Annotated in this window: 23 protein-coding genes; 8 read left to right on the forward strand and 15 right to left on the reverse strand. The window is 68.9% G+C overall.

The features are described 5' to 3' along the window. Positions 1–76: 76 nt before the first annotated feature. Positions 77–2,242 (reverse strand): primosomal protein N', encoded by a 2,166-nt coding sequence (locus tag ASG37_RS07285; RefSeq protein WP_055757680.1) that lies wholly within the window; start codon positions 2,240–2,242, stop codon positions 77–79. Between the two features lie 195 nt (positions 2,243–2,437). Here ASG37_RS07285 and ASG37_RS07290 point away from each other — a divergent pair, with 195 nt between their 5' ends. The 4 genes from ASG37_RS07290 (at position 2,438) to ASG37_RS07305 (ending at position 3,955) form a co-directional block, all read left to right on the forward strand. Beyond that, a complete protein-coding gene (locus ASG37_RS07290) occupies positions 2,438–3,064 on the forward strand; it encodes a hypothetical protein (RefSeq protein WP_055757681.1) in 627 nt (208 codons plus the stop codon). Beyond that, positions 3,064–3,303: a helix-turn-helix domain-containing protein gene (locus ASG37_RS07295; protein WP_055757684.1), complete on the forward strand. Its 240-nt coding sequence runs from the start codon at positions 3,064–3,066 to the stop codon at positions 3,301–3,303. Before ASG37_RS07290 ends, ASG37_RS07295 begins: the two co-directional genes overlap by 1 nt. A gap of 226 nt (positions 3,304–3,529) precedes the next feature. Further along, on the forward strand, positions 3,530–3,730 hold the full coding sequence (gene rpsU / locus ASG37_RS07300; RefSeq protein ID WP_055757686.1) for a 30S ribosomal protein S21: 201 nt from the start codon (positions 3,530–3,532) through the stop codon (positions 3,728–3,730). A gap of 21 nt (positions 3,731–3,751) precedes the next feature. Next, positions 3,752–3,955, forward strand: a complete 204-nt coding sequence (locus ASG37_RS07305; protein ID WP_055757688.1) for a DUF5818 domain-containing protein — start codon at positions 3,752–3,754, stop codon at positions 3,953–3,955. 34 nt (positions 3,956–3,989) lie between these two features. Here the strand turns inward: ASG37_RS07305 and ASG37_RS07310 are convergent, their stop codons facing one another. Further along, on the reverse strand, positions 3,990–4,877 hold the full coding sequence (locus ASG37_RS07310) for a tyrosine recombinase XerC (RefSeq protein ID WP_055757690.1): 888 nt from the start codon (positions 4,875–4,877) through the stop codon (positions 3,990–3,992). A 323-nt stretch (positions 4,878–5,200) separates the two neighbouring features. Beyond that, on the reverse strand, positions 5,201–5,854 hold the full coding sequence (gene fsa / locus ASG37_RS07315; protein WP_055758693.1) for a fructose-6-phosphate aldolase: 654 nt from the start codon (positions 5,852–5,854) through the stop codon (positions 5,201–5,203). 102 nt (positions 5,855–5,956) lie between these two features. On the opposite strand from fsa, the gene ASG37_RS07320 reads away from it, so the two are divergent. Then, the gene (locus ASG37_RS07320) at positions 5,957–7,396 is read left to right on the forward strand and encodes a diguanylate cyclase domain-containing protein (protein ID WP_055758696.1); all 1,440 of its coding nucleotides are present in this window, start codon (positions 5,957–5,959) and stop codon (positions 7,394–7,396) included. On the opposite strand, the gene ASG37_RS07325 is transcribed toward ASG37_RS07320, so the two are convergent. The 3 genes from ASG37_RS07325 to ASG37_RS07335 form a co-directional block, all read right to left on the reverse strand. Next, entirely contained in the window at positions 7,368–7,973 is a 606-nt protein-coding gene (locus ASG37_RS07325; RefSeq protein WP_055757692.1) for a DedA family protein, read from the reverse strand. The two genes, ASG37_RS07320 and ASG37_RS07325, sit on opposite strands and share 29 nt — an antisense overlap. 166 nt (positions 7,974–8,139) lie before the next feature. After that, positions 8,140–9,093, reverse strand: a complete 954-nt coding sequence (gshB, locus tag ASG37_RS07330; RefSeq protein WP_055757693.1) for a glutathione synthase — start codon at positions 9,091–9,093, stop codon at positions 8,140–8,142. Between the two features lie 209 nt (positions 9,094–9,302). After that, the gene (locus ASG37_RS07335) at positions 9,303–10,301 is read right to left on the reverse strand and encodes a cell wall hydrolase (RefSeq protein WP_055757695.1); all 999 of its coding nucleotides are present in this window, start codon (positions 10,299–10,301) and stop codon (positions 9,303–9,305) included. A 111-nt stretch (positions 10,302–10,412) separates the two neighbouring features. Here ASG37_RS07335 and ASG37_RS07340 point away from each other — a divergent pair, with 111 nt between their 5' ends. Continuing rightward, positions 10,413–11,309: an alpha/beta hydrolase gene (locus ASG37_RS07340; RefSeq protein WP_057687638.1), complete on the forward strand. Its 897-nt coding sequence runs from the start codon at positions 10,413–10,415 to the stop codon at positions 11,307–11,309. 16 nt (positions 11,310–11,325) lie between these two features. Here the strand turns inward: ASG37_RS07340 and ASG37_RS07345 are convergent, their stop codons facing one another. From ASG37_RS07345 to lgt, 9 genes are all read right to left on the reverse strand, one after another. Further along, on the reverse strand, positions 11,326–11,946 hold the full coding sequence (locus ASG37_RS07345) for a LysE family translocator (protein WP_055757699.1): 621 nt from the start codon (positions 11,944–11,946) through the stop codon (positions 11,326–11,328). A 55-nt stretch (positions 11,947–12,001) separates the two neighbouring features. Further along, on the reverse strand, positions 12,002–14,839 hold the full coding sequence (locus ASG37_RS07350) for a M16 family metallopeptidase (RefSeq protein WP_055757701.1): 2,838 nt from the start codon (positions 14,837–14,839) through the stop codon (positions 12,002–12,004). 108 nt (positions 14,840–14,947) lie between these two features. Further along, positions 14,948–15,148 (reverse strand): hypothetical protein, encoded by a 201-nt coding sequence (locus tag ASG37_RS07355; protein WP_055757703.1) that lies wholly within the window; start codon positions 15,146–15,148, stop codon positions 14,948–14,950. 26 nt (positions 15,149–15,174) lie between these two features. Then, a complete protein-coding gene (gene tgt / locus ASG37_RS07360; RefSeq protein ID WP_055757704.1) occupies positions 15,175–16,308 on the reverse strand; it encodes a tRNA guanosine(34) transglycosylase Tgt in 1,134 nt (377 codons plus the stop codon). Between the two features lie 210 nt (positions 16,309–16,518). Further along, the gene (locus ASG37_RS07365; protein ID WP_055757706.1) at positions 16,519–17,838 is read right to left on the reverse strand and encodes a cystathionine gamma-synthase family protein; all 1,320 of its coding nucleotides are present in this window, start codon (positions 17,836–17,838) and stop codon (positions 16,519–16,521) included. Between the two features lie 175 nt (positions 17,839–18,013). Further along, a complete protein-coding gene (pgeF, locus tag ASG37_RS07370) occupies positions 18,014–18,781 on the reverse strand; it encodes a peptidoglycan editing factor PgeF (RefSeq protein ID WP_055757708.1) in 768 nt (255 codons plus the stop codon). Beyond that, a complete protein-coding gene (locus ASG37_RS07375; protein WP_055757711.1) occupies positions 18,778–19,287 on the reverse strand; it encodes a GNAT family N-acetyltransferase in 510 nt (169 codons plus the stop codon). The genes pgeF and ASG37_RS07375 overlap by 4 nt, the downstream gene beginning before the upstream one ends. After that, positions 19,284–20,336, reverse strand: a complete 1,053-nt coding sequence (locus tag ASG37_RS07380) for a class I SAM-dependent methyltransferase (protein WP_055757712.1) — start codon at positions 20,334–20,336, stop codon at positions 19,284–19,286. Before ASG37_RS07380 ends, ASG37_RS07375 begins: the two co-directional genes overlap by 4 nt. Beyond that, positions 20,333–21,232, reverse strand: coding sequence for a prolipoprotein diacylglyceryl transferase (gene lgt / locus ASG37_RS07385; protein WP_414887972.1), 900 nt, complete (start codon positions 21,230–21,232; stop codon positions 20,333–20,335). Before lgt ends, ASG37_RS07380 begins: the two co-directional genes overlap by 4 nt. 109 nt (positions 21,233–21,341) lie before the next feature. Between lgt and ASG37_RS07390 the strand changes: the two genes are divergently transcribed. Together ASG37_RS07390 and hemH are read left to right on the forward strand one after the other, a co-directional pair. Next, complete coding sequence (locus ASG37_RS07390; protein ID WP_055757716.1) at positions 21,342–23,570, forward strand: xanthine dehydrogenase family protein molybdopterin-binding subunit; 2,229 nt, start codon at positions 21,342–21,344, stop codon at positions 23,568–23,570. A gap of 300 nt (positions 23,571–23,870) precedes the next feature. Continuing rightward, complete coding sequence (gene hemH / locus ASG37_RS07395; protein ID WP_055757718.1) at positions 23,871–24,878, forward strand: ferrochelatase; 1,008 nt, start codon at positions 23,871–23,873, stop codon at positions 24,876–24,878. Positions 24,879–24,887: the final 9 nt, after the last annotated feature.

Genomic DNA, 24,887 nt, shown 5'->3' on the forward strand with positions numbered 1-24,887 from the left:
CCGACCCACCCCCAGCCCCTCCCTTGTCAGGGAGGGGAGCAGATTGGGAAGCCAATTCGTTGAATGTCGATCCGGTTTACAGGAAGCTGTACGGGTCCACGTCGACCGCAACCCGGACCTTGGCACCCCATTCGACCGAGGCGAGCCAGTCGCGGATCACGTCCTGCACGTCGAGCGCACGGGTGGCATGGACCAGCAGGCGGAAGCGGTGGCGGCCGCGCAGCATCGCGAGTGGGGCGGGGGCGGGGCCATAGACGTGGCACCCCTCGACCTGCGGTTGCGCCCGACCGATCGCGCGCGCGGTGGCTTCGGCGGCGCTCTTGTCCTCCGACGATACGATGATCGCGGCATAGCGCCCGAAAGGGGGCACGGCGGCATCGGCACGTGCTTCCGTCTCCGCCGCATAGAAGCTGTCAGCATCGCCCGAGATCAGCGCCTGCATCACCGGGGCGGAGGGCTGCGTGGTCTGGATATAGACATGGCCGGGCTTCGACCCGCGCCCGGCGCGTCCCGCCACCTGCGCGATCTGTTGAAAGGTGCGCTCGGCGGCGCGCAGGTCGCCGCCCTGTAGCCCCAGATCGGCATCGATCACCCCGACGCAGGTGAGGTTGGGGAAATGATAGCCCTTCGTCACCAATTGCGTGCCGACGACGATGTCGATGTCGCCCGCCTCCATCCGGCCGACGAACTCCGCCGCCTTGGCCGGCGACCAGATGGTGTCGGAGGTGACGATGGCGATCTTCGCCGTCGGCCACAGCGCCGCCGCCTCGTCGGCGATGCGCTCGACGCCGGGGCCACAGGCGACGAGGCTGTCCTCCGCCTTGCATTCGGGGCAGGCGCGCGGCGTCGGGATCATATGGCCGCAATGATGGCACGACAGCCGGTGGATCAGACGATGCTCGACCATCCATGCGGTGCAGTTGGGGCATTGGAAACGATGCCCGCACGACCGGCACAAGGTCAGCGGCGCATAGCCCCGCCGGTTGAGGAACAGCAGCGCCTGTTCCTTGCGGCCGAGTGCCTCGTCGATCGCCTTGACCAGTGGCGCGGCGATCCAGCGGCCGCGCTCGGGTGGCTGGTCGATCAGGTCGATCGGCTCGATCGTCGGCAACTGCGCCTTGCCGTAACGGCCGGGGAGCTTGAGTTCGGTATAGCGTCCCTGCGCCACCTGTTGCCGCGTCTCGATCGCCGGCGTCGCGCTGGCGAGGATCACCGGACACTGTTCGAACAGGCCGCGCATCACGCTCACGTCGCGCGCGTGATAATGGACGCCTTCCTCCTGTTTGAAGCTCGTCTCGTGCGCCTCGTCGACGACGATCAGCCCGAGATCGGCATAGGGCAGGAACAGCGCCGATCGTGCGCCGACCACCACCTTCGCCTGTCCGCTCGCGATCGCCCGCCATGCCCGGCGGCGCTGCGTCGAGCGCAGGTCGCTGTGCCACGGCACCGGCTCGCAACCGAAGCGCGCGGTGAACCGCTTGAGGAACGGTTCGGTCAGCGCGATCTCGGGCAGCAGCACCAGCACCTGTCGCCCGGCGCGGATCGCCGCCGCCACGGCCTCAAAATACACCTCGGTCTTGCCCGAACCAGTGACGCCGTCGAGCAGGAAGGGGTGGAAAGCATCCGCCTCGACCGCGCTGGTCAGCGCGCCGGCCGCCGCTGCCTGATCGGCCGAGAGTGCGGGCACATCATGGTCGGGATCGGGTTCGGGATAGCGCTGGTCGATGTCGACCGACACCGCCTCGATCGCGCCCTGCTTCACCAGCCCGCGGATGACCGCGTCGGACACATCGGCGATGCCGGCAAGCTCGCGCACCAGCCCGCGCCGCTCGCCGATCCGCGCCAGCGCCTGTTCGCGCTGCGGCGTCATGCGATCGGGCACCACGCCGGTCGCGCGATATTCGATGGCGAGCTTCGCCCCCTCCAGCGCCGAATTGGAGGCGAGGCACATCCGCAGCACCGACGCCGGCGCCGCCAGATAATAGCCCGCCGTCCATTCGACCAGTCGCCGCAAAGGCGCGGCGATCGGCGGCACGTCGGCGACGGCCAGTAGCGGGCGCAGCCGGTTGTCGCCGACTTCCTCGGTCGCGAGGCGATCGGCATCCCACACCACGCCGACCAGTTGGCGCGGCCCGAGCGGGGCGGTGACGATCGATCCCGCCTCGACGGTCATGCCGTGCGGCACCCGGTAGTCGAGCGGACCGAGCGCGGCGTTGAGCAGGAGGACACGGGCACGGGACATCGCCGCGATAGATAGGGCGTGCGGGCGGCGTTGGGAATTGGCGGCGGGCGGATCGCCCTTGCTTGCCCCATTCTCCGCGACGCGAACGTCCCGCTCCGGCCGGTTTCGTTGCCGCGCCGATGCGCGACGGCTTCCGTTGTGCCGCCGATGCCCTGTAGAAGCGCAAAATATTTCCGTAAAACAGAAAGAAGCACCATGCCGGACGCGACGCTGCTGCCCCCTGCCAAGGCGAAGCTGTGTCGTCTTGCCGGCGCGGTGTTCCTGTTGTCGGCGCTGGCGATGCCGTTCGTCATCGTGACCGCCGGGGTCACGCCGGGCGCCTCGCCTTATTGCGGTGTCGGCGATGGGTGCGTGTGGAAGGCGCAGCCCGGCGTGCTGCTGGCCGAGGAAACCCGGATCGAGGTCGCGGCGTCCCCGGTGACGCAGCGCCGGTTCGAGGCCTATGCCGCGCGCGGCGACGTGCGGATCGCCCTCGCGCTGATCGATGCGGTCGACACCGTGCCGTTCGCCCTGCTGATGCTCAGCGTCGGGCTGGCGCTGCGCCGGCTGGGCGGGACGGCGCGCGATGCGTTGCCGCAGGCGCTGCGCTGGCTGCGCCGTGCGGCGATTGCCGCGATCACATGGTCGCTGGCCCAGCCGGTGTATGAGTCGCTGGTCGAAACCATCCTGTCGCCGGGCACGCCCGATGGACCGACGATCATCCCCACGATCAATCTCGGCACGATCGGCACCACCTTGCTCCTCGCGTTCGCCGCCTATGCCGCCGTCTGGGCGCTGGAGGCCGCCGTGCGGGCGCAACGCGATCTGGCCGAGTTCGTCTGATGCCGGTGATCGTCAACCTCGACGTGATGCTGGCACGGCGCAAGGTCCGCTCGAAGCAACTGGCCGAGGCGGTCGGGATCAGCGAATCCAACCTGTCGCTGCTGAAGTCGGGCAAGGTGAAGGGCGTGCGCTTCTCGACGCTGGCCGCGATCTGCCGCTTCCTCGACTGCGAACCCGGCGATATTCTTGGCTACGACCCGTCCGACGACGATCTTCGCCCCGAAAGTGCCGACGATTGAGGCGTGTCCTGCGGGCCATTGCGGCCTTGGCCCCATCCGGCCGACCGCCACGATACCCGGAAAATCGCGCAAAACTATCGTCAGAATTGCAATCACGACCCCCAAAATGTCGATCGGTGATTGCCAAGACGGGGTCGATCGGCATAGGCGGGGCCACTTGCGGGACACGACTCGATCGTGATTCTCGCCTTGTTCATATCGTATCGAAAGCGAAGCCAGACCCGTCATGCAGATTATCGTCCGCGACAACAACGTCGACCAGGCCCTCCGCGCACTCAAGAAGAAGCTGCAGCGCGAAGGCGTCTATCGTGAGATGAAGTTGCGCCGCCACTACGAGAAGCCGTCCGAGAAGCGCGCCCGCGAGCGGGCAGCAGCGATCGGCCGCGCCCGCAAGGCCGAGCGCAAGCGCGCAGAACGCGATCGCTGATCGCAACGGCGCCGCCGCCCCGTGACGACCATCGGCACCCGGATCGACGAGACGGGTACGCTGGTGCGCGACGGCGGTGCCTTCTACCTTCGCCGTGACAGGGGCGGGCGCTACCGGCTCGAACTCCACCGTACCCCGGTGGACGAGGTGGAGAAGCGCGTCCGCGTGGTCGGCACGCTGGTCGACGCCGATCTGGTCGATGCCGATGGTATCGGCCCGGCCTGAGCGACTGTCCGCGAGCGTTTGACGTTCGCGGCTCTTATCCGTGCGGATGCGCGCTGCGATAGACGTCGAGCAGATGGGCCGCATCGACAGCGGTATAGATTTGCGTCGACGACAGGCTGGCATGGCCGAGCAGCGCCTGTAACGACCGCAGGTCCGCGCCGCGCCCGAGCAGGTGCGTCGCGAAGCTGTGGCGCAGCGCATGCGGACTGGTGCGGTCGCCCAGCCCCAGCGCGCGCCGCGCGGTGCGCACCGAACGGCGCACCACCCCGGCGTCGAGCGGCCCGCCCTTCGCTCCCCGGAACAGCGGCGCGTCGCGCGCGGTGCCCCACGGTTGCTGGGCCGCATAGGCGTCGATCGCGGCGCGTACCGGCGGTAGCAACGGCACGATTCGCGTCTTGTCGCGCTTGCCGGTGACGCTGAGCGTTTCGCCGAGCGGCAATGCGGCGCCGGTGATCGCCAGTGCCTCGCCGATCCGCAGCCCCGCGCCATAGAGCAGCAGCAGCACCGCCCAGTCGCGCGCGCCGATCCACGGTTCGGCGGCGGCGTCGGCGACTTCCTCCGCCAGCGACACGACCTCGTCGGGCGCGATCGGGCGGGGCACGCCGCGCGCCACTTTCGGGCCGCGTAGCCGGGGGACGGCGGCGCTCCCGCCGACGAACGTCAGGAACGCCCGCACCGCCGACAATTCGCGCGCGGCGGAAGCGTTGGTGAGGCCCGCCTCGCGACGATGGGCGAGGAACGCGCGCAGATCGGCCCGGGTGAGGGCCGCCAGCAGGGGGCCGTCGACTGCGCCGCCGTGATGCGTCTGGAGAAAGGCGATCAGCCGCTCGGCGGTGGCGGCATAGGCGCGCACGGTATGCGCCGACCGCCGCCGGTCGCGCGACAGATACGTGGCGAAGGCGAGCGGAAGCGGCGGGGACATGGGCGACAGGGTAGCGGTGAAGGGCGGCAGAGGGAACCGGTGCGGCGCAGGCTTGGAAGCCGGGCGGATCAATCTTCAGCGATGCCATTGGCAAACCCGTCACCCCGAACCTGTTCCGGGGTGACGACGGATCGGGCCTGCAAACGCCTCCCGGATTGTTCAATGTCGATCCGTCCTGACCCGAATCGTGCCGATGCACGTCCTGCGGTGCCGGCACGTCTTACGGCCACCCATTCAGGATACGCTGTGGGTGGCCGGGCGAGAGGGGGAGCGGGCGGGAACCGCCTTGAAACTGGCTATTCCGCCAATTCCCCAGCGAACGCTCAGCCGATCGTCTGGCCCGATTTCGCCCAGTCGGCCATGAAGCCTTCGATGCCCTTGTCGGTCAGCGGATGCTTCACCAGCGCGCGGATGACCGACGGCGGCGCGGTCATCACATCGGCGCCGATCTTCGCCGCCTCAAGGACATGGATCGGGTGACGGACGCTGGCGACGAGGATTTCGGTCGCGAAATCGTAATTGTCGTAGATCAGGCGGATGTCGCTGATGAGGCCCATGCCGTCGAAGCCGATGTCGTCGTGCCGCCCGACGAACGGCGAGATGAAGGTCGCGCCGGCCTTGGCCGCCAGCAGCGCCTGGTTGGCCGAGAAGCACAGCGTCACGTTGACCATGGTTCCGTCGTCGCTCAGCGCCTTGCAGGTCTTGAGGCCATCGATCGTCAGCGGCACCTTCACCGCGACATTGTCGGCGATCCTGCGCAGGATTTCGGCCTCGCGCATCATGCCGGCGTGATCGAGCGCCACGACCTCGGCCGATACCGGCCCCGACGTGACGGTGCAGATTTCGGCGACGACCTCGAGGAAGTCGCGGCCCGACTTGTGGATCAGCGACGGGTTGGTGGTCACGCCGTCGAGCAGGCCGGTGTCGGCCAGTTCGCGGATGTCGGCGATGTCGGCGGTGTCGGCGAAGAATTTCATGTCGGGCAGGTCCATCGAATCGGGAACGGGATGGGTCGCGCCATCGCCTATCGCACGCCCGGGGGCAACCTTTCGGTAATAGCGTGCTATTAGGCTTTTATGATGTCCGAATCCCTTGCCCCCGTCGATCCGCACGACGCCGTGGACCGGGTCCTGACGCTGCTCAGGGCTGCCCCCGACAGCCAGTTCGAGCAGTTGGTCCTGATCGCCCGCGAACTGATCGGCACGCCGATCGCCGCGATCAACATGATCGGAAGCGAACGGCTGTGGTCGAAGGCGACCATCGGCATCGATCGGCTGGAGATGCCATGCACCGAATCGCTGTGCCATCAGGTGGTGCTCGACGATCGGCCGCTGACCGTCGACGACTGCACGCTCGACGATCGCTTCGCCGACCTCGGCCTTGTGACCGAAGGGGGCCTGCGCTTCTATGCCGGGGTTCCGCTCCACGCCGTCGATCCACAGACGGGCGAGCGCCATGCCATCGGCGCGATGTGCGTCGGCGACCTGCGCCCGCGCTCGCTCGACCCGGTAAAGCAGGATGCGTTGCGCGCGCTCGCCGATCTCGCCGAGACGGTCATCGCGACCCAGGTGTCGGTCGGCACCGCGGTCGAACTGGCGACGGTTGCCAACGATCACGCCCGTGAACTGGCGCGACAGGAGCGGCTGTTCCGCCATGCCGAGCGGATGGCGATGATCGGGTCGTGGCGGCTGGGGCTGCCCGACAACGACATCCACTGGTCGGAGGGTATCCGCCGTATCCACGAACTGCCCGCCGACGCGCTGCTGCCGCTGGACGAGGCGATGCAATTCTATCCGCCGCACGCGCGGGAGGTTGTCGGCGCTTCGCTGGCCGACGCGATCGGGCGTGGCGGGCCGTTCGATTTCGAAACCGATTTCGTGACCGCGACCGGGCGGCACCGCCGCGTGCGCTCGATCGGCGAGGCGGAGTGCGATGCGACCGGTGCGGTCGTGGCGCTGACCGGCGTGTTCCAGGACGTGACCGACCGGCATCTGCTCGAACAGCAGCTTCGCCGCTCGGCCTCGACCGATCCGTTGACCGGTATCGCCAACCGTGCGGCGTTCGATGCCGAACTGGCGCGCGACATCGCCTTTGCGGTCGACGGCGGCGGGGCGTGCGGGCTGATCGTGATCGATCTCGATCATTTCAAGACGATCAACGACACCCATGGCCATCTGGCAGGGGACGACGTGCTGCGCGCGGTCGCGCAGCGGCTGTGCGCGCCGTATCTCGACAACGCCTTTGCCGCGCGGATGGGCGGGGACGAATTCGCGGTGATCCTGCGTACGCATGGCGACTGCAACCGGGCCGATGCGCTGGCCACCCGGCTGGCGGCCGATCTGTCCAGACCGACCGACAGCGACGGGCGGACTTTGCCGGTTTCGGCGACGCTGGGCTATGCCGCGGTCACGCCGGAGACGGCGACCGTCCGCGACCTGCTCCACGCCGCCGACGCCGCGCTCTATGTCGCCAAGCGGGCGCGAACCCCCGTTACCGCCGGGCGCGGGGTTTCCAGGTGACGACGCGGTAGAGATAGCCGAGGACGATCGCCACCGACAGCGCGATTGCCGCCGGCCCGACATAGCGGTCGATCTGCTCGAAATTCGATCCCAGCCACAGCCCGGCATAGGCCAGCACCGCGTTCCAGAGGATCGATCCGGTAAAGGTCGCCAGCACGAAGCGCCAGTGCGGCATGCACGCCATGCCGGCGGGCAGCGAGATCAGCGTGCGGAACGTCGGCATGAAGCGAAAGACGAACACCGTCTTGCCGCCATGTTTGCGAAAGAAGCGCTGGAGCTTCTCGACATCCTCCCATTCGACCGTCAGCCAGCGGCCCCAGCGATCGACGAAGGGTTTCAGGCCGTGATAGCCGAAGCGCCGCCCGATCGCGTACCAGAAATAATTGCCGGCGGTCGTGCCGGCGGTGCCCCACAGCAGCAGCGGCAGCATCGCCATGTCGCCCCGCGCGACCGCCATGCCGCCCAGCCCCATGATGACTTCGGACGGCACCGGCGGCACGACATTCTCGAGCGCCATCAACAGGAAGATACCGAAATATCCACCCCAGGCGATGGCATCGAGGATAAAGCTGGTCATTGGGCGGGAACGTCCGGGGCGGGGTTTCGTGCCGTTTCAGCAATTCAGCCTGGCTGAATTGCGACGGTGCCGGCCCGCTCCCCCTCCCCGTCACCCATCAGGATACTCGCGTGGGTGGCGGGGAGGGGGAGCGGGCCGGCACCGCTATCCGCGTTAGCGGACCAGACTAGCGTCCCTCTACCCGCGCCTCGATCGCGTCCCAGATCATGCCCGCCACGTCGGTCCCGTCGAAGCGTTCGATCGCGACGATGCCGGTCGGCGAGGTCACGTTGATCTCGGTCAGCCATTCACCGCCGATCACGTCGATCCCGACGAAGATCAGCCCGCGCCGCTTCAACTCCGGCCCCAGTTCGGCACAGATTTCGCGCTCGCGCGCCGTCAGTTCGGTCTTCGCCGCGGTGCCGCCGACCGCGAGGTTCGAGCGGATCTCGCCCTCGCCCGGCAGGCGGTTGACCGCGCCCGCCACCTCGCCGTCGACCAGCACGATGCGCTTGTCGCCCTTCGCCACCGCCGGCAGGAACGCCTGCACCATATGCGGTTCACGGTAGGCGGTGTTGAACACCTCGATCAGCGACGACAGGTTCTGCGCATCGGCATCGACCTTGAAGATCGCCTTGCCGCCGTTGCCGTGCAGCGGCTTCACCACGATCGATCCGTGCTGGGCAAGGAACGCGCGCGCCTCCTCGACCGATCGGGTGATGAGCGTCGGCGGCATGAAGTGGCGGTAATCGAGCACGAACAGCTTTTCGGGCGCGTTGCGCACCGATGCGGGGTCGTTCACCACCAGCGTCCGGCCGGCGATCCGCTCCAGCAGATGCGTCGCGGTGATATAGCCGAGGTCGAACGGCGGATCCTGCCGCATCAGCACGACATCGGCCTCGTCGCCAAGGTCGAGGCGGACGGACTCGCCCAGCGTAAAGTGATCGCCCTCCACCCGGCGCACCGTGACCGGGCGGGCGTGGGTCCAGACATGGTCGCCCGACTGGTTCAGATCCTCGGGCGCATAGTGGAACAGCCGGTGGCCGCGCGCCTGCGCCGACAGCATCAGCGCGAAGGTGGAATCGCCCGCGATGTTGATTCCGGCGATGGGGTCCATCTGCACGGCGACGGTCAGCGACATGGGGCAACTCCGACTGGGACTGGCGCTTCAGCTAGGCGCGGGTGACGCGAATGTCACGTTTCGTGTTGGGGGCGGACCACTCCCCTCCCTGACAAGGGAGGGGCTGGGGGTGGGTCGGCTTGTGAGGACAGGTTCCGCCCGCCCCGGACCTACCCACCCCCGACCCCTCCCTTGTCAGGGAGGGGAGCAGAACGCCGCTACCGACCGACCTACCGCAGCGGCGTGCCCGAATCCTTCCACCGGTCGAGCACCTGCGATTCGGCTGGCAGGGTCGTCGGCAACGGCACCGCCGCCGCAACCGGGCGCACCGGCGCGGATGTCACGACCGGCACTGCCGGCAACGGCGTCAAGGGCACCGGCGCGGCGACGGCGGGCAGCGCCGCCACCGCCGGCGCGACCGGCCGTAGCGGTCCCGGCAATGGCTCGCCCCCGGCATAGCGGTCGCGGAACGCGGCGGGCGTGCCCCACCACCCCTTCCACCGATGGAAGAAATGCGCGCCGAACACCCCGGTCATCACCAGCGATCGGTTCCACGAAGGCGTGACCGCATAGGTATGATAATGCGTCGCCATGCCGACCGGGGCGAATACCGCACCGGCCAGTGCGTCCCGCGCCACCGCCCGTGCCCGTGCCCATGCGGCCGGGGCGGGGGTGCGCGCCATCGCCCCGTCGCACGCGAAGCTGAACTGGCACACCGGCTTGTCCGACCCCTGATACACCACGCCGCACACGCTGGCGGGAAAGGCGGGATGGCGCACCCGGTTGAGCACCACCTGCGCCACCGCGCGCTGCCCGGCATCGGGCTCGCTCGCCGCTTCGTAATAGATCGCGGTGGTCAGGCATTGCAGCGCGCGCGCCCGGTCGCTTGGGGTTCCCCGCGCATGGAACGGGGCCGCCGCCTTGATCGAGGTGTCGGCCAGGTCGACCGCCGCCTGCTGCTCGCTCACCGGCAGCGCGGGGAGCGGCGCGGTGCCGGTCACGCCGGGCATGGGCCGGACCGGCGGCGGGGCATCGGCGAACAGCAACGCCGCGCCGGGAAAATGCGCATCCGCCTCATAGCCGGTCGGCGCAGGCAGCGGCGGCGCGGGCGGGGCGGCCTGCTCGATCGTCGCGATTCCCGCCCGCGCGGTGAACGCCCCGCCGAGCAGCAGCATGGCGATGCCGCCGATCAGCTTCGTCCGCCGGGGAAGATTCGCCAGAACACCCATGGTGCGCGCTGTAACCGATCGCGCGACCCAAGGCTCCCCTGCCTTTCGCACCGTGCCGTCATGGGACGATCGTGGCTTGTATTGGCCGCATGGCCTGACAGGATCGTCGCGATGCGACCAATACTGGCAATCCTGACCCTCCTGCTCCTGCTGCCCGGTATCGCCATGGCCCGACCCACCCCGGCAGGCACGCCGATCGCGATCGGCACCAGCCACAGGATCGATTCGACCGTGCTGGGCGACCAGCGCGAGCTGAACGTCTGGCTGCCCGAAGGCTATGCGAAATCCGCTACCCGCTACCCGGTCGTCTATCTACTCGACGGTGCGCGCGATCAGGACTTTCCCCATGTCGCGGGGCTGGCCAGCCTTGCCTCGCTGAGCTGGACGTTCGGGCCGTTCATCGTCGTCGGCATCCAGACCCGCGATCGGCGCGCCGAACTGACCCCGCCGCCGGTCGATTCGCGCTATCGGTCGGCCTTTCCGGCAAGTGGCGGCGCCTCGCGCTTCCGCCGCTTCCTCGAACGCGAGGTCATCCCTTTCGTCGAACGACGCTATCGCACCAGCGGCAGGCGCGCGCTGATGGGAGAATCTCTGGCCGGGCTGTTCGTCGTCGACACGCTGCTGACCCAACCGGCGTTGTTCGGTGATTACATCGCGGTCAGCCCCAGCCTGTGGTGGGACGATCGCCGGGCGCTGCGCGATCCGGCGCTGGCGACGTGGCTGGCACGGGCGGCGAAGGTCCGCCTGTTCCTTGCCCATGCCGACGAAGGCGGGACGATGCTGGACGGCATCGACCGGCTGCGCGCGGCGCTGGCGTCGCTGCCGCCCGGCATGGTCACGCTGCGCTACGCCGACCACCGTACCGATGCGACGCACGCCACCGTCTATCACCGTGCCGCCGAGGAAGCGCTGCGCTGGCTCTACCCCGCGCCACCCTATGACAATGGCCCGACGCCATGGTTCATGACTGAGGGGGCGTCGCCACCGGCATCCGCACCGATGCGGTAGCGACCATCGTTCGCCGTCAGCGCTGCAACAGCGCCATCGCCACCCCCGCACTCATCACCGCGCCACCGCCCGCCCGCCGGGTCCAGCGACGGACGCTCGTACGGCGGATCAATCCCGAGGCGTGCGACGCCGCCAGCGCATAGCAACTATCGGTCGCCCCGGCGATCCCGACGAAGGTCGCGATCAGGATCGCCGCCTGCGGCACGAACGGCTGGTCGGCACGGATGAACTGCGCGGCGAAGGCGACGAAGAACAGGATCGTCTTGGGATGGAAGGTGCCGACCGCGACATTGGTGAGGAACGCCGCGCGCGGCGTGACGGTGCGCGGCGGCCGGGCCGGGTCGCCGTCGTCGCCGCTGCGCAGGATCGCGATCAGCCCGATGCCGATCAGATAGGCGGCCCCGATCCATTTGAGGATCGTGAAGGCGACCGCCGAGGTGCCGAGGATCACCCCCGCGCCGGCCAGCGACACGCTCATCGCGATCAGGTTGCCGACCGCCATGCCCGCGACCGATGCCAGCGCGGTAGCCCGCCCCGACGTGAACGCGAAGCCGATGATGCTCGCGACGCCGGGACCGGGGATCACGCCCATCACGAACGACGCGGCGGCGAAACCCAGCCAGAGATGCGGGTCCATTGCGTATCACCTTGGCTGCGTCGTCCCGGCCCGCGCCGGGACGACCAATATTCCCTTACTTCACCCCCAGATCGGGCCGGGCCAGATCGACCGACGCCGCCGGGATCACCACCAGTCCCGGATAGGCGGCGCGCAGCGGTGCGAGGAATTGCTTGGCGTCGCCCACCACGACGATGCTCGCCGCCTTGGGGTCCATGATCCGGCCCGCGACCTGTTGCACCGCCGCCGGGTCGACCGCCTCGATCCAGGGGAGGAAGGTCGCGATCCGCGCCAGCGGCACGCCGTCGGCGACATAGGTGGCGATGGTGCCGGCGATGCCGCTGGTCCGCTCGACGGTACGGCCGAAATTACCCGCCAGCACCGCCTTGCGCGTCGTCAGTTCGGCCGCCGGCGCGGGTTCGGCCCCCAGCCGCTTCATCTCATCGGTGATGATCTTCACCACGTCGGGGGCCGACGGGTTCTTGGTCTGCGTGGCGGCACTCACCGCCCCGCCCAGCTTGCGCGCGTCGAGTGCGGAGCGGGCACCATAGGCGAGGCCGCGCTTGATGCGGATTTCCTGGTTGAGCCGCGACGAGAAGCCCACGCCCAGCGTCGCATTGGCGACGGCGGCGGGGAAATACGCCGCGTCGCTGCGCGCGATCCCTGGCCGCGAGACGACGACGCCCGCCTGTCCGGCACCGGGCATGTCGACCACAATCACCCGTGGGGCGGGCGGGGCCGCTTGCGGCGCGGGCGGCGTGGCGGTGCCAGGCGCGGCGCGCCAGTCGCCGAACAACTGCTGCGCCAGCGTGGCACCCTGATCGGCGGTCAGATCGCCGACCAGCACCAGCGTGGTCTGCGCCGGAACCCATGTCGCGCGATAGGCGGCGGTCACGTCGGCACGGGTGATCGCCTTGAGCGTCGCGGGCGTGCCGCTGGCCGGATGGCCATAGCCCGAGGCGAAGGTGACGCGGTCGGCGATCAGGCTGGACAACTGCCCCGGATCGGTCAGCGCGACACTGACGCCATCGATCGTGCGGGTGCGCAGCCGGTCGATCTCGGCTTGCGCGAACGCCGGGTTGCGCGCGACATCGGCGAGAATGCCGAGCGCGGGGGCGGCCTGCGCCGACCCGACGGTCAGCGTCACGCTCTGCGAATCCCAGCCGGCACCGCTCGAAATACTGCCGCCGAGCGATTCGATCGCGCGCGCGATCTCGGTCGCCGACCGGGTGGTGGTGCCCTGCGTCAGCAGCCCGGCGGCGAGTTCGGCGGTGCCGGCCCTGGCATCGCCGTCACTCGATGACCCCCCTTGCGCCACCAGCGCGGCGGTGACGATCGGCAGTCCGCGCTTCTCGACCACCACGACCCGCAGGCCGTTGGCCAGCCGGCGTTCGACCGGCACCGGAATGGCAACCGCGACCGGCGCGGCGGGGGCGGGCGGCTGGACGCGCTGGCCTTCGGGCGCGGGGGTATGGATGGCGATGCCGGCGGGCACGGCCAGCGGCGCGGTGACGACGGTGTCGGCGATGGCGATCGTATCGCTGGTCGCGGTCGCCGGCTTGGCGCTGTCGGGCAGGTAACGGATCGCCGCCGACCGGTTGTCGGCCAGCCAGGTGCGGGCGACGCGCTGGACATCGGCCGGGGTCACGCGGGCGATGGCGGCGAGCGACTTGTCCGCCGCCTGCGGATCACGCTCGACGATCACGCCCTGCGCCAGCGCCGATGCCTTGCCCTCCGCCGTCTCGCGTTCGAGCAGCGCGGCGGTGGTGATCTCGTTCTTCGCCTCGCTCAACTCGGCGGCGCTGGGGGGCGTGGCGACGAGCTTGGCGATCTCGCGGCGCAGCGCCGCCTCGCCATCCTCGACCTTCTTGCCGCCCGCGAGGATGGCATAGAGTGCCAGCGTGCCCGGTCCCTGCTTGTCCTCGGCAAAGACGCCGACGTCCTGCGCGATCTGGTCGCGGTAGACGAGGCTCTGGTGCAGCCGCGAATTGTCGCCGCCCGAAAGAATCGTGGTCAGCACTGCCAGCGCCGCCTGATCGGGGTGACTGGCGGGCGGGATCGGATAGCTGATGAGGACGGCGGGGAGCGGCGTATTGGCTTCATAGACGGTCTTGCTGACGGCCCGCTCGCGCACCGGCTCGGGCACGGTCACGCGCGGGATCGGGCGGGCGGGTTTGGCGATGGGCGCGAAATACTGGTCGACCCAGCGGTCGAGTTGCGCCGGATCGAAATTGCCCGCGACCACCAGCACCGCATTGTCGGGCCGGTAATAGGTCGCGTGGAACGCGCGAATGTCGTCGATCGTCGCCGCATCCAGATCGGCGATCGACCCGATGCCCGGCCGCGCATAGGGGTGCCAGCTGTACGACAGCATCGGGTAATATAGGCCGAACAGCTTGCCGTACGGCTGGGCGAGGATGCGGCTGCGCAATTCCTCCTTCACGACCTCGCGTTCCGATGCGAAGGTCTTGGGATCGACGACCAGCGTCGCCATCCGGTCGGCCTCGGCGAACAACAGCCGTTGCAGGTGGTTGGCCGGCACTACCTCGAAATAATTGGTATAGTCATCGGCGGTCGAGGCGTTGTTGTACCCCCCGACATCCTCGGTCAGCCGGTCGAGCTGCTCGGGAACGAGATTGCGCGTCGCCTTGAACATAAGATGTTCGAACATATGCGCAAAACCGGAGCGCCCGGCGGGATCGTCCTTCGATCCGACGTCATACCACACCTGTACCGACACGTTGGCGCTGGACGTGTCGCGGATGGCATAGACGCGCAACCCGTTGGCCAGCGTGCGTTCGGTATAGGCGATCGGCGGCACGGTGGCGCTCGCCGCTACGGGGGCAGCCGCCTGCCGCGCATGGGCGGGGGCAAGACAGGCGGTCGAGAGCAGCAGCACGAGGCCGAGACGCATGGGGGCAATTCTCCGGGCGGAAACGATGCCCGGAGGTGTGGCGCGCGGCGCAGGGAGGTGTCAACGACTATGCCTCCCCGCCACCACCGGCGGGAAGGGATGTTTCCCTCAGCCCTTCTTGCGCCCGGCATTGGCATAGAGCAGCGCGGCCGCCAGCGCCGCCGATCCGATGCCGAGCCCGACGCCGATCGGCACCAGCGGCCAGTGCGACGGGCGGGCCGGGGTCTTGGCATTGGCGGTGGCATCGGCGGCACGCTTGGCATCGCGCGCGGCGGCGGCGATCTCGTTCAGTTCGGGCTTGTCGGTCATGGGGTCCTCTCCCTCTGGTTTGGGGCTCAACGCTTCTGTGCGGCGTAGCGTGCCCGGAAATCGGTGGCGAAGGCGGCCAGCGTGTCGTTCGCGATCGCGGCGCGCAGATCGGCCATCAGCGCCTGATAGAAATACAGATTGTGCTCGGTCATCAGCATCGCGCCGAGAATCTCGCCCGCGCGCACCAGATGATGGAGATAGGCACGACTGAAATTGCCGCAGGTGGGGCAGGCGCAGGCTGGATCGAGCGGTCCCGTATCCTCGGCGAACTTGGCGTTGCGGATGTTGATCGGTCCGCCGCGGGTGAACGCCTGTCCGGTGCGGCCCGAGCGGGTAGGGAGCACGCAGTCGAACATGTCGATGCCGCGTTCGACCGCGCCGACGATGTCGTCGGGCTTGCCCACGCCCATCAGATAACGGGGCTTGTCCACCGGCAACTGGCCCGGCGCATAGTCGAGCACGCCGAACATCGCTTCCTGCCCCTCGCCGACCGCAAGGCCGCCGACCGCATAGCCGTCGAAGCCGATGTCGATCAGCGCGTCGGCCGAAGCTTTCCGCAAGCCTTCGTCGAGCGCGCCCTGCTGGATGCCGAACAGAGCGGCGCGCGAGGCATGCGCTTCGCCCGCATCGAAACCGGCGCGGCTGCGGCGTGCCCAGCGCATCGAGCGTTCCATCGCCTTGGCCTGCACCTCGCGGGTCGATGTCGTCGGGACCAGTTCGTCGAACGCCATGACGATGTCGGAGCCGAGCAGCCGCTGGATCTCCATCGATCGCTCGGGACTCATCAGGTGGCGGGTGCCGTCGAGGTGGCTCTTGAATTCGACGCCGTCTTCCGAGCGTTTAGTCAGTTCGGACAGGCTCATCACCTGATAGCCGCCGCTGTCGGTCAGGATCGGCCGGTCCCAGCCCATGAAGGCGTGAAGGCCGCCCAGCCGCGCGACCCGTTCGGCGCTGGGGCGCAGCATCAGGTGATAGGTGTTGCCGAGCAGGATGTCGGCCCCGCTCGCGCGCACGTCCTGCGGTTTCACCGCCTTGACGGTGGCGGCGGTGCCGACCGGCATGAACGCGGGCGTGCGGATGTCCCCGCGCTGCATGGCGATGGTGCCGGTGCGGGCGCGGCCCGAGGTGGCGGTGACGGTGAAAGCAAAACGCGGGGCCATAAGGCGAGCCGTCATGCCGGAGCCTTGGCCTTCTGTCGACCATTGTCGCGCCGCCACAAGGACAGAGTCGATAGCCGAACCGATCAATCCCGGTGACGCCGCCTCCGCCGACACGATCGACGACGGCGAGTGCGCCGATTGTGGTGGGACCGGAAAGGTGATCGACGGGATCGGGGGAGGTTGAGCGTCACCCCCGATCCATGACGCACCCTAGACCGCGTCGAGCGCCTGTTCGAAATCGGCGATAAGGTCATCGGCATCCTCGACGCCGATCGAGATGCGCACCAGATTGTCGGTGATGCCGAGCGCCGCCTTGCGTGCGTCGGGCACCGACAGGTGGGTCATGCCGGCGGGATGGCTCGCCAGCGTTTCGGTGCCGCCCAGACTGACCGCCAGCTTGGCGATGGTCAGCGCGTCGAGGAAGGCAAAGGCTTCCCGCTCGCCGCCCTTGAGATACAGCGAGAAGGTCGATCCGCCGCCGGTGCAGTGGCGCGCGTAGATGTCGGCCTGCCGCTCCATGCCCTGGGCGTCCTTGAGGAAGCCGAGATAGCCGACCCGCTCGACCTTCGGGTGATCGCGCAGGAAGGCGCAGACCTTTTCCGCATTCTCGCCCGCGCGGCTCATGCGCAGCTCCAGCGTCTCTAGGCTGCGCAGCAGCATCCATGCGGTATTGGGGTCGCAGATCGTGCCGATGGTGTTGCGCATCGAGCGGATGGTGTTGATGTGCTCCTTGGAGCCGAGCACGCCGCCAGCCACCAGATCGCTATGCCCGCCGGCATATTTGGTGAGCGAATAGACGACCAGATCGGCACCGTGCCGGAGCGGCTGCTGCCACAGCGGGCCGAGGAAGGTATTGTCGATCGCGATCGGCGTGTCGGCGGCGTGATCGCCGAACACCGCGTCGCGGGCGGCGGCCACGGCTTCAATATCGACCAGCGCGTTGGTGGGGTTGGCCGGGCTTTCGAGATAGATCAACGGCACGCGGCCCTCGGCCTTGCGCAACACACCTTCGATCTTGTCCTGCGTCGCGCCGGCGGGGAAGTCGAGATACCGGACGCCGAAGCGGCCCAGCACGCGACCGATCAACGTCTCGGTCGCGGCATAGAGCGGCCCCGAATGGATGATCGTGTCGCCCGGCTGGACCATCGACAGGAACAGCGTGGCGATCGCCGACATGCCGCTGGAAAAGACCAGCGCGTCCTCGGCTGCTTCCCACACACCCAGCCGGTCTTCGAGGATTTCCTGATTGGGTCCGTTGAAGCGCGAATAGACGAGGCCTTCGGCCCCGCCGGGACGCTTGCCGGTCACGCCCTCGAAATGGCGCTTGCCCGCCGCCGCACTCGGAAAGACATAGGTCGAGGTCGCGAAGATCGGCGGTTTGAGCGACCCTTCGGACAGTACCGGATCATAGCCATGGCCCATCATCAGCGTCGCGGGTTTGAGGCGACGGCCACCGATCGTGTCGACCGTCGGCTTCGGACGACGGCGCGGCGGTACGCCGGTCAGGTCGGCTTCGGTTTCGTCGGTCATTTCGAGTCTCTCCGTATTTTTACGCGAGCCTAGCGGTAGTTTCGTTGGAAACCAAATCGGGCCGCCTGATCGATCCGTCATCCCGGCGGAAGCCGGAATCCATGGATGGGGAGACGATAGCGACCGATCGCCGCCGCCCGACACAATGGATTCCGGCCTTCGCCGGAATGACGGTTCAGGCGGAAAGCCCGATCATCGACAATTGCCGCCCGTAATCCGGCTCGCCGCGATGCGTCGCGCGGCGGAAGCTGAAGAAGCGGTCGGGGTCGCCATAGGTGTCGAGTCCCATCGCCTCGACCCGGCGCACGCCCGCCATCGCCAGCCGGTGCGCGGCATAGGCTTCGAGGTCGAAGCGGGCGTGGCCCGGCCGGTTCTCGGCGAAGAAGCGTTCGTTGGCGGGATCGGTGGCGCAGAAGCGTTCGGCGAAGGCGAGGTCGACCTCGTAGCTCGCCCGCGCGATGCACGGGCCGATCGCGGCGACGATGCGGTCGGGCCGCGCGCCCAGCGTCACCATCTGCGCGATCGTCGCGTCGGTGATGCCGTTCAGCGCGCCCTTCCACCCGGCATGCGCCGCGCCGACGATGCCCGCCTCGACATCGGCGAACAGCACCGGCGCGCAATCGGCGGTGACGATGCCGAGCAGGATGTCCGGCCGGTCGGTGACGAGCGCGTCGCCTTCGGGTCGCCGGTCGTCGCCATAGGCGGTCAGCACGCGGACGACCGAGGCGGAATGGGTCTGGTACAGCCCGCACAGCGCCGCGCCGGGCAGCACGGCGTCGACCGCCCGCGCGCGGTTCGCCGCCACCGCTGCCGGATCGTCGGCCGACCCCAGCCCCACGTTCAGCCCCGATACCAGCCCCTGCGACACGCCGCCCCGCCGGCCGAGGAAACCGTGCGCCACGCCGCCCAGCATCCGGGCGCGGATCACCTCGACATCGTTCATAGCACCAGCCGCATCACATGATCCTCATCGGCATGGGTGCCGACCATGAAGGCATAGCTCCCGACCCGAACGAAGCCATAGCGTTCGTAGAAGCGCCGGGCGCGGTGGTTGTCGATAAAGACCGAGAGATAGAGTTCGTCCGCGCCGCTCGCCCGCGCGGTTGCCAGCACCGCTTCCATCATCCGCGCGGCAAGGCCGCTGCCGTGCCATTCGCGGCGGATATAGAATTGGCGCAGTTCGATCGGCGTTCCCCGCGGCTCGAACGGCAACGAGCGCGGCCCGAGCTTGGCATAGCCGGCCGTATCGTCTCCGGCCATCGCCAGCAGGATGCGGAAGCGCGGGTCGGCCAGTTCGCCCGCCCAGCTTTCGGGCGTGTGGCTGGTCAGGAAGGCGGCGAGGTCGTCGGGGCGATAGAGGGTGCCGAACGTCTCGACGAAGGTGTCGCGCCCGATCGCCGCCAGCCGATCGGCGTCGTCGATGGTCGCGGGGCGCAGCACCGGCGTCATGCGAACCCCGCCGGAACTGGCCAGCCGGGCGAGGTGATCGCGATCGCCTTGAACAGACTGCCCATCTGATCCCCTTCGACCAGCCGGTCGCGGTCGGCGCGCAAGCCGTCGGCGCGTTCGGGCGATTTCGCCGACAGCGCCTGCACCCGCGCGTCGATGCCGAGCGCGGTGAGCAACGCGCCCTGTTCGGCCGGGCCATAGGCGACGGCATCCTCGGCCCGCGCGGCTTCGGCCAGCGTCGCGAAGTCGACATGCGCGGTCAGGTCCTGCTCGCCGGGATCGTCATAGGGATTGACGAAGCCGTGGCCGCGCACCGCCTGCAACGTGTCGCCGATCGCCGGGCCGCTATAGCCATAGTCGATGATGATCGCGCAGCCGCCCTGCGCGACGATCCGCTTGGCCAACTGGCGCATAATGGCGACGGCGGCGGGGGCGGTTTCGAGCACCGATCCGATGGGGGCTTCGCGCAGGTGCGGCGGGATGATCGGGTCGAAGCCGCGCGTGCCGACGATCGGCAGGAACAACGTATCCTGACACGCCACCAGCCGCTCGCGCCACCCCTCGGGCGTTTTGACCAGTTGCCGGATCGGCAGCGCGTCGAAGAATTCATTGGCGACGACTAGCAGCGCGCCGTCGTCGGCCACGCCGACCAAATCGAACGCCCATTCGGCGTGCGGCACCCGTTTCGCCTGTTCGGCGCGCAGCGTCGGCGACGTTTCGACGAACTGCACCGGAGGCTTGCAACCGGCCGCCGCCATCGCGCGCAGCGCATCGGCGGCAAGCGTGCCGCGTCCCGGCCCCAGCTCGACATAGTGCGCCGCCGGGCGGGCGGCGCGATCCCACTGGTCGGCGAGCGACAGGCCGATCAGCTCGCCGAACATCTGGCTGATTTCGGGCGCAGTGGTGAAATCGCCGTTCGCGCCCAACGGATCGCGCGTCGCGTAATAATGCGCGTTGGCCGCACCCATGAACTGGGCGAGGCTGACCGGCCCGGCCAACGTGATCGCCCGCGCCAGCCGATCGGGCAGCGCACCGTCGGTCTCGCTCAAGCGACGCTCTCCGTCCCCGCGATCGGCTCGACGCGGACGCGGCGGCGCTTGGCGGTGGCGATCAGATAGATGCCGCCAGCCAGCATCGGCAGCGTCAGCCACTGGCCCATGTGCAGGCCGGTCGATTGCGCGAATTCGACGAGCTGGGCGTCGGGCTCGCGCCAGAATTCGACGAAGAAGCGCGACAGGCCGTAGCCGAGCAGGAACGTGCCGACGAGCTTGCCCGGCTGATAGCGCGCATCGGTCTTCCAGAACATGAACCACAGCACTGCGAACAGGACGAGGCCCTCCAGCCCCGCCTCGTACAACTGGCTGGGGTGGCGCGCCGGATCGATCCCGCCGGCGACGGTGCGCGGGAACACGATCGCCCATGGCACGTCGCTGGGCCGGCCCCACAATTCGCCGTTCACGAAATTGGCGAGCCGGCCGAAGAACAGCCCGAACGGCGTGCAGCAGGCGACATAGTCATGCACGCGCAGCCAGTTGAGGCCATGTTTGCGCGCCAGCAGGATGATGCCGATCATCGTGCCGATGACCCCGCCGTGGAACGACATGCCGCCGTCCCACAGCCGCAGGATCTTGATCGGATCGAGGAACATCTCGGGCGCATAGAAGATCGCATAGCCCAGCCGTCCGCCCAGAATGATGCCGAGCGTCGCGTAGAACACGAAATCGTCGGCATGCCGCCTCGCCATCGGCGCGCCCGGCTGGTCGAGCAGCTTGAGCAGATACCACCAACCGACGAGGATGCCGGCGATATAGGCCAGCGAATACCATTTGAGCTGGAAGAAGCCGAGGTCGAGCGCGACCGGACCGATGCCGAGGTCGGCATAGCGAATATGGCCCGCGGCCATGCCGATGTCGCCGGCGGCGGCGGCGAGGGTGGAAAGGATCAAGGGGCAGGCTCCGGCTGTGTCGCAGGCGTAGTATCGGGGTTGGATGCGGGAGGAAACCATTGTTACTCACCCCTCCCCGGTCGCCGGACGATCTGATAGGGCCGGGGTCATGTCGGTGCCGCCCAACCCCACGCTCACCCGCCGCACGCTACTGATCGGTGGCGGTGCGGGGGTCGGGCTGATCGTGGCATGGGGGGTGTGGCCGCGCCGCTACGGGGTGAACCTCGCGGCGGCCGAGGGGGAGACGGTGTTCGGACCGTACCTCAAGATCGGCGCGGACGGGCAGGTGACGGTGGCGGTGCCGCAGGCCGAACATGGTCAGGGCGTCTATACCGCGCTGCCGCAGATCGTCGCGGATGAACTGGGCGCCGACTGGCGCACCGTCGCGGTGGAGGCGGCGCCGATCAACCCGCTCTATGCCAATCCGCTGGCCGCCGGCATCCTGTTCGGCGACGCGCTGGCGCTGCTCCCCGAAGCGACGCGCACCGCCTATGCCGAGCGCAACACGCTGATGCTGACCGGCGGATCGACCTCGATCCGCCGGTTCGAGGGGCCCTTACGCGAAGCGGGTGCGGCGGCGCGGGTGTTGTTGTGCAAGGCGGCGGCACGCGGCTGGGGCGGCGACTGGCGCAGTTGCGGCACGGCGGACGGCTTCGTCGTGATGGGCGAGCAGCGCCAGCGCTTCGGCGCGCTGGCCGAGGCGGCGGCGGGCGAAAGCCTGCCGGGCGGGGAACTGCCGTTTCGCACCGGCGAGGAAAAGCGGCTGCTCGGCCAGCCGCTCCCCCGGCTCGACGCGCCAGCGAAGGTCGACGGGCGCGCGACCTTTGCCGGCGATATTCGGTTGGCGGGCATGGTCTTCGCCTCGGTCCGGCAGGGGCCGATCGGCGATACCCGGCGGATCGCGGTCGACAAGGCGGCGGTCGAGCGCCTGCCCGGCATGGTCGCGGTGGTCGAGAACCCCGGCTGGGTCGCGGCGGTGGCGACGACATGGTGGGCGGCCAATCGCGCACTCGACGCGATGGCCCCCCGGTTCGAGACGCATGGGCTGATCGACGACGCCTCGATCGCCGCCGCGCTCGACGGTGCGCTGGCGGTCGAGGGTGCGCGGGTCCATGCCGGCGGTGACATCGACGCTGCCTTCGCAGGTGCCCGGACGCAGACCGCGACCTACCGGGTGCGCGCCGCGCTCCACGCCGCGATCGAGCCGACCAGCGCCACGGCGGTATGGCGCGACGGCACGCTGACGCTGTGGCTCCCGACGCAGGCGCCGACGCTGGCCCGTGCCGCCGCCGCCCGCGCGATCGGGGTGGCCGAGAACCGCGTGATGCTGCACCCGACGATCGCCGGGGGATCGTTCGGCGCGAACCTCGACACCCGCGTCGCCGAACAGGTGGCGGTGCTGGCGCGGCGGCTCGACCGGCCGGTGCAATTGACGTGGTCGCGCGGCGAGGATTGTCTTGCCGACCAGTATCGCACCCCCGCCGCCGCAAGGATGACGGCGCGGCTGGCGCGTGGCGGGCGGATCGCTGGGTGGCAGGCGCGGATCGCCGCGCCGCGCACCGGGCGCGACCTCGCCCGCCGGTTGCTGGGCGGCGATGTCGCCGCGTCGATCGGCATGGCGCTGCCCGGCGATCATGGCGATGCGCTGGCGACCGATGGCGCGGTGCCGCCCTATGGCATCGCCAATGTCGCAGTCGATCATCATCCGGCCGAACTGGGGCTACCCGCCGGCTGGTGGCGATCGGGCGCGCATAGCTACACCGCGTTCTTCACCGAATGTTTCCTCGACGAGCTTGCCGGATTTGCCGGGGTCGAGGCGCATTCGTTCCGCATCGCGATGCTTGGCGGCGACGTGGCGCTGGCCCGCTGCCTGTCGAGCGTCGCGACGATGGGCGGCTGGCAGGGCGGGGTGCCGGGCAGCGCGCAGGGCATCGCCTGCCACCGGATGCGCGGATCGGCGATCGCCTGTCTTGCCGAGGCGCGGGTCGAGGGCGGGCGGGTGAAGGTCGACCGGCTGGTCGCGGCGGTCGATTGCGGGCGGATCGTGAACCCCGATCTGGTGCGCCAGCAGATCGAGGGCGGGCTGCTGTTCGGGATGGCGATGGCGACGGGGGCGGCGACCGGCTTCACCGCGAACCTGCCCGATGTGCGCGGCTTCGGCGGGCTGAACCTGCCGCGATTGGCCGACAGCCCGGAAATGCTGATCGAGCTGGTCGAATCGGATGCCGATCCGGGTGGGGTAAGCGAACTGGCGGTGCCGGTAGTGGCCCCGGCGATCGCCAACGCGCTGTATGCGGCGACGGGGCGGCGGTATCGGTCGTTGCCGTTGCTGGGGTAGTTTGCGGTTCTGGTTCACGCGAAGGCGCGAAGACGCGAAGAAGAAATGGGTTCGCGCAGAGGCGCAGAAGCGCAGAGAGGGGGCGCTGATGGAAACCGCTCGCGACCGGTAGACGCCTGCCCACGCTTCCAAGAAGCGAGACGGCCGCTTCGCGGTTAACCGTCCCGCGAACGCATCCCCTCCGCGCCTCTGCGCCTCTGCGCGAAAAACTTCGTCTTTATATCCTCCGCGTCTTCGCGCCTTCGCGTGAAAACCGAAACCGCTTGCCCCGACCCCGCCCTTCGCGCGTTACACCGCGCCATGGACCGTCCGACGAATCACCCCGCGATCCCGCCCCGCCGCATCGGCGTGCTGTTGATGAACCTCGGCACGCCCGACGATCCTTCGCCACGCTCGGTGAAGCGCTACCTCGCCGAATTCCTGTCCGATCGCCGCGTCGTCGAGCTTCCGGCGATCGCGTGGCAGCCGATCCTGCGCGGGATCATCCTGAACACCCGGCCGAAGAAGTCGGCGCATGCCTACCAACAGGTGTGGAGCGACCGTGGGTCGCCGCTCGCCGCGATCACCCGCGCGCAGTCGGAGGCGATGCAGGGCGCGTTCGGCGAGGGCGTCGTGATCGACTGGGCGATGCGCTACGGCAATCCGTCGATCGCCAGCCGGATCGATTCGCTGCGCGAACAGGGATGCGACCGTATCCTGCTCGCCCCGCTCTACCCGCAATATTGCGCAGCGACGACGGCGACCGCCAACGACAAGGCGTTCGCGCATCTGTCCGGCCTGCGCTGGCAACCGGCGATCCGCACGCTGCCGCCCTATTACGACGATCCGGCCTATATCAACGCGCTCGCCACGACGCTTGGCGAGGACCTGGCGAAGCTCGATTTCGAGCCGGACACGATCGTCGCCAGCTTTCACGGCATGCCCAAACGCACGCTGCAACTGGGCGACCCCTATCATTGTCATTGCCAGAAAACCGCGCGGCTGGTGTCCGAGGCGCTGGGCCGGCCGCTCACGATCGCGTTCCAGTCACGCTTCGGTCCGGCCAAGTGGCTGGGGCCGGCGACCGACGAGACGCTGGTCGAGCTGGCGAAGGCGGGCAAGCGCCGCGTCGCGATCTTCGCGCCGGGCTTTTCGGCGGACTGTCTGGAGACGCTGGAGGAACTGGCGATCCGGGGCAAGGAAGGCTTCGTGGAAGCGGGCGGCACGGATTTCGCCTATCTTCCTTGCCTGAATGCCGAGCCGCACGGCAATAAAATGTTGCGCAACATCATCGCACGCGAACTTGCGGGATGGATCGACCCCGCCTAGCAGGGACGA

Source organism: Sphingomonas sp. Leaf407 (genome assembly GCF_001425385.1).
Lineage (GTDB): Bacteria > Pseudomonadota > Alphaproteobacteria > Sphingomonadales > Sphingomonadaceae > Sphingomonas.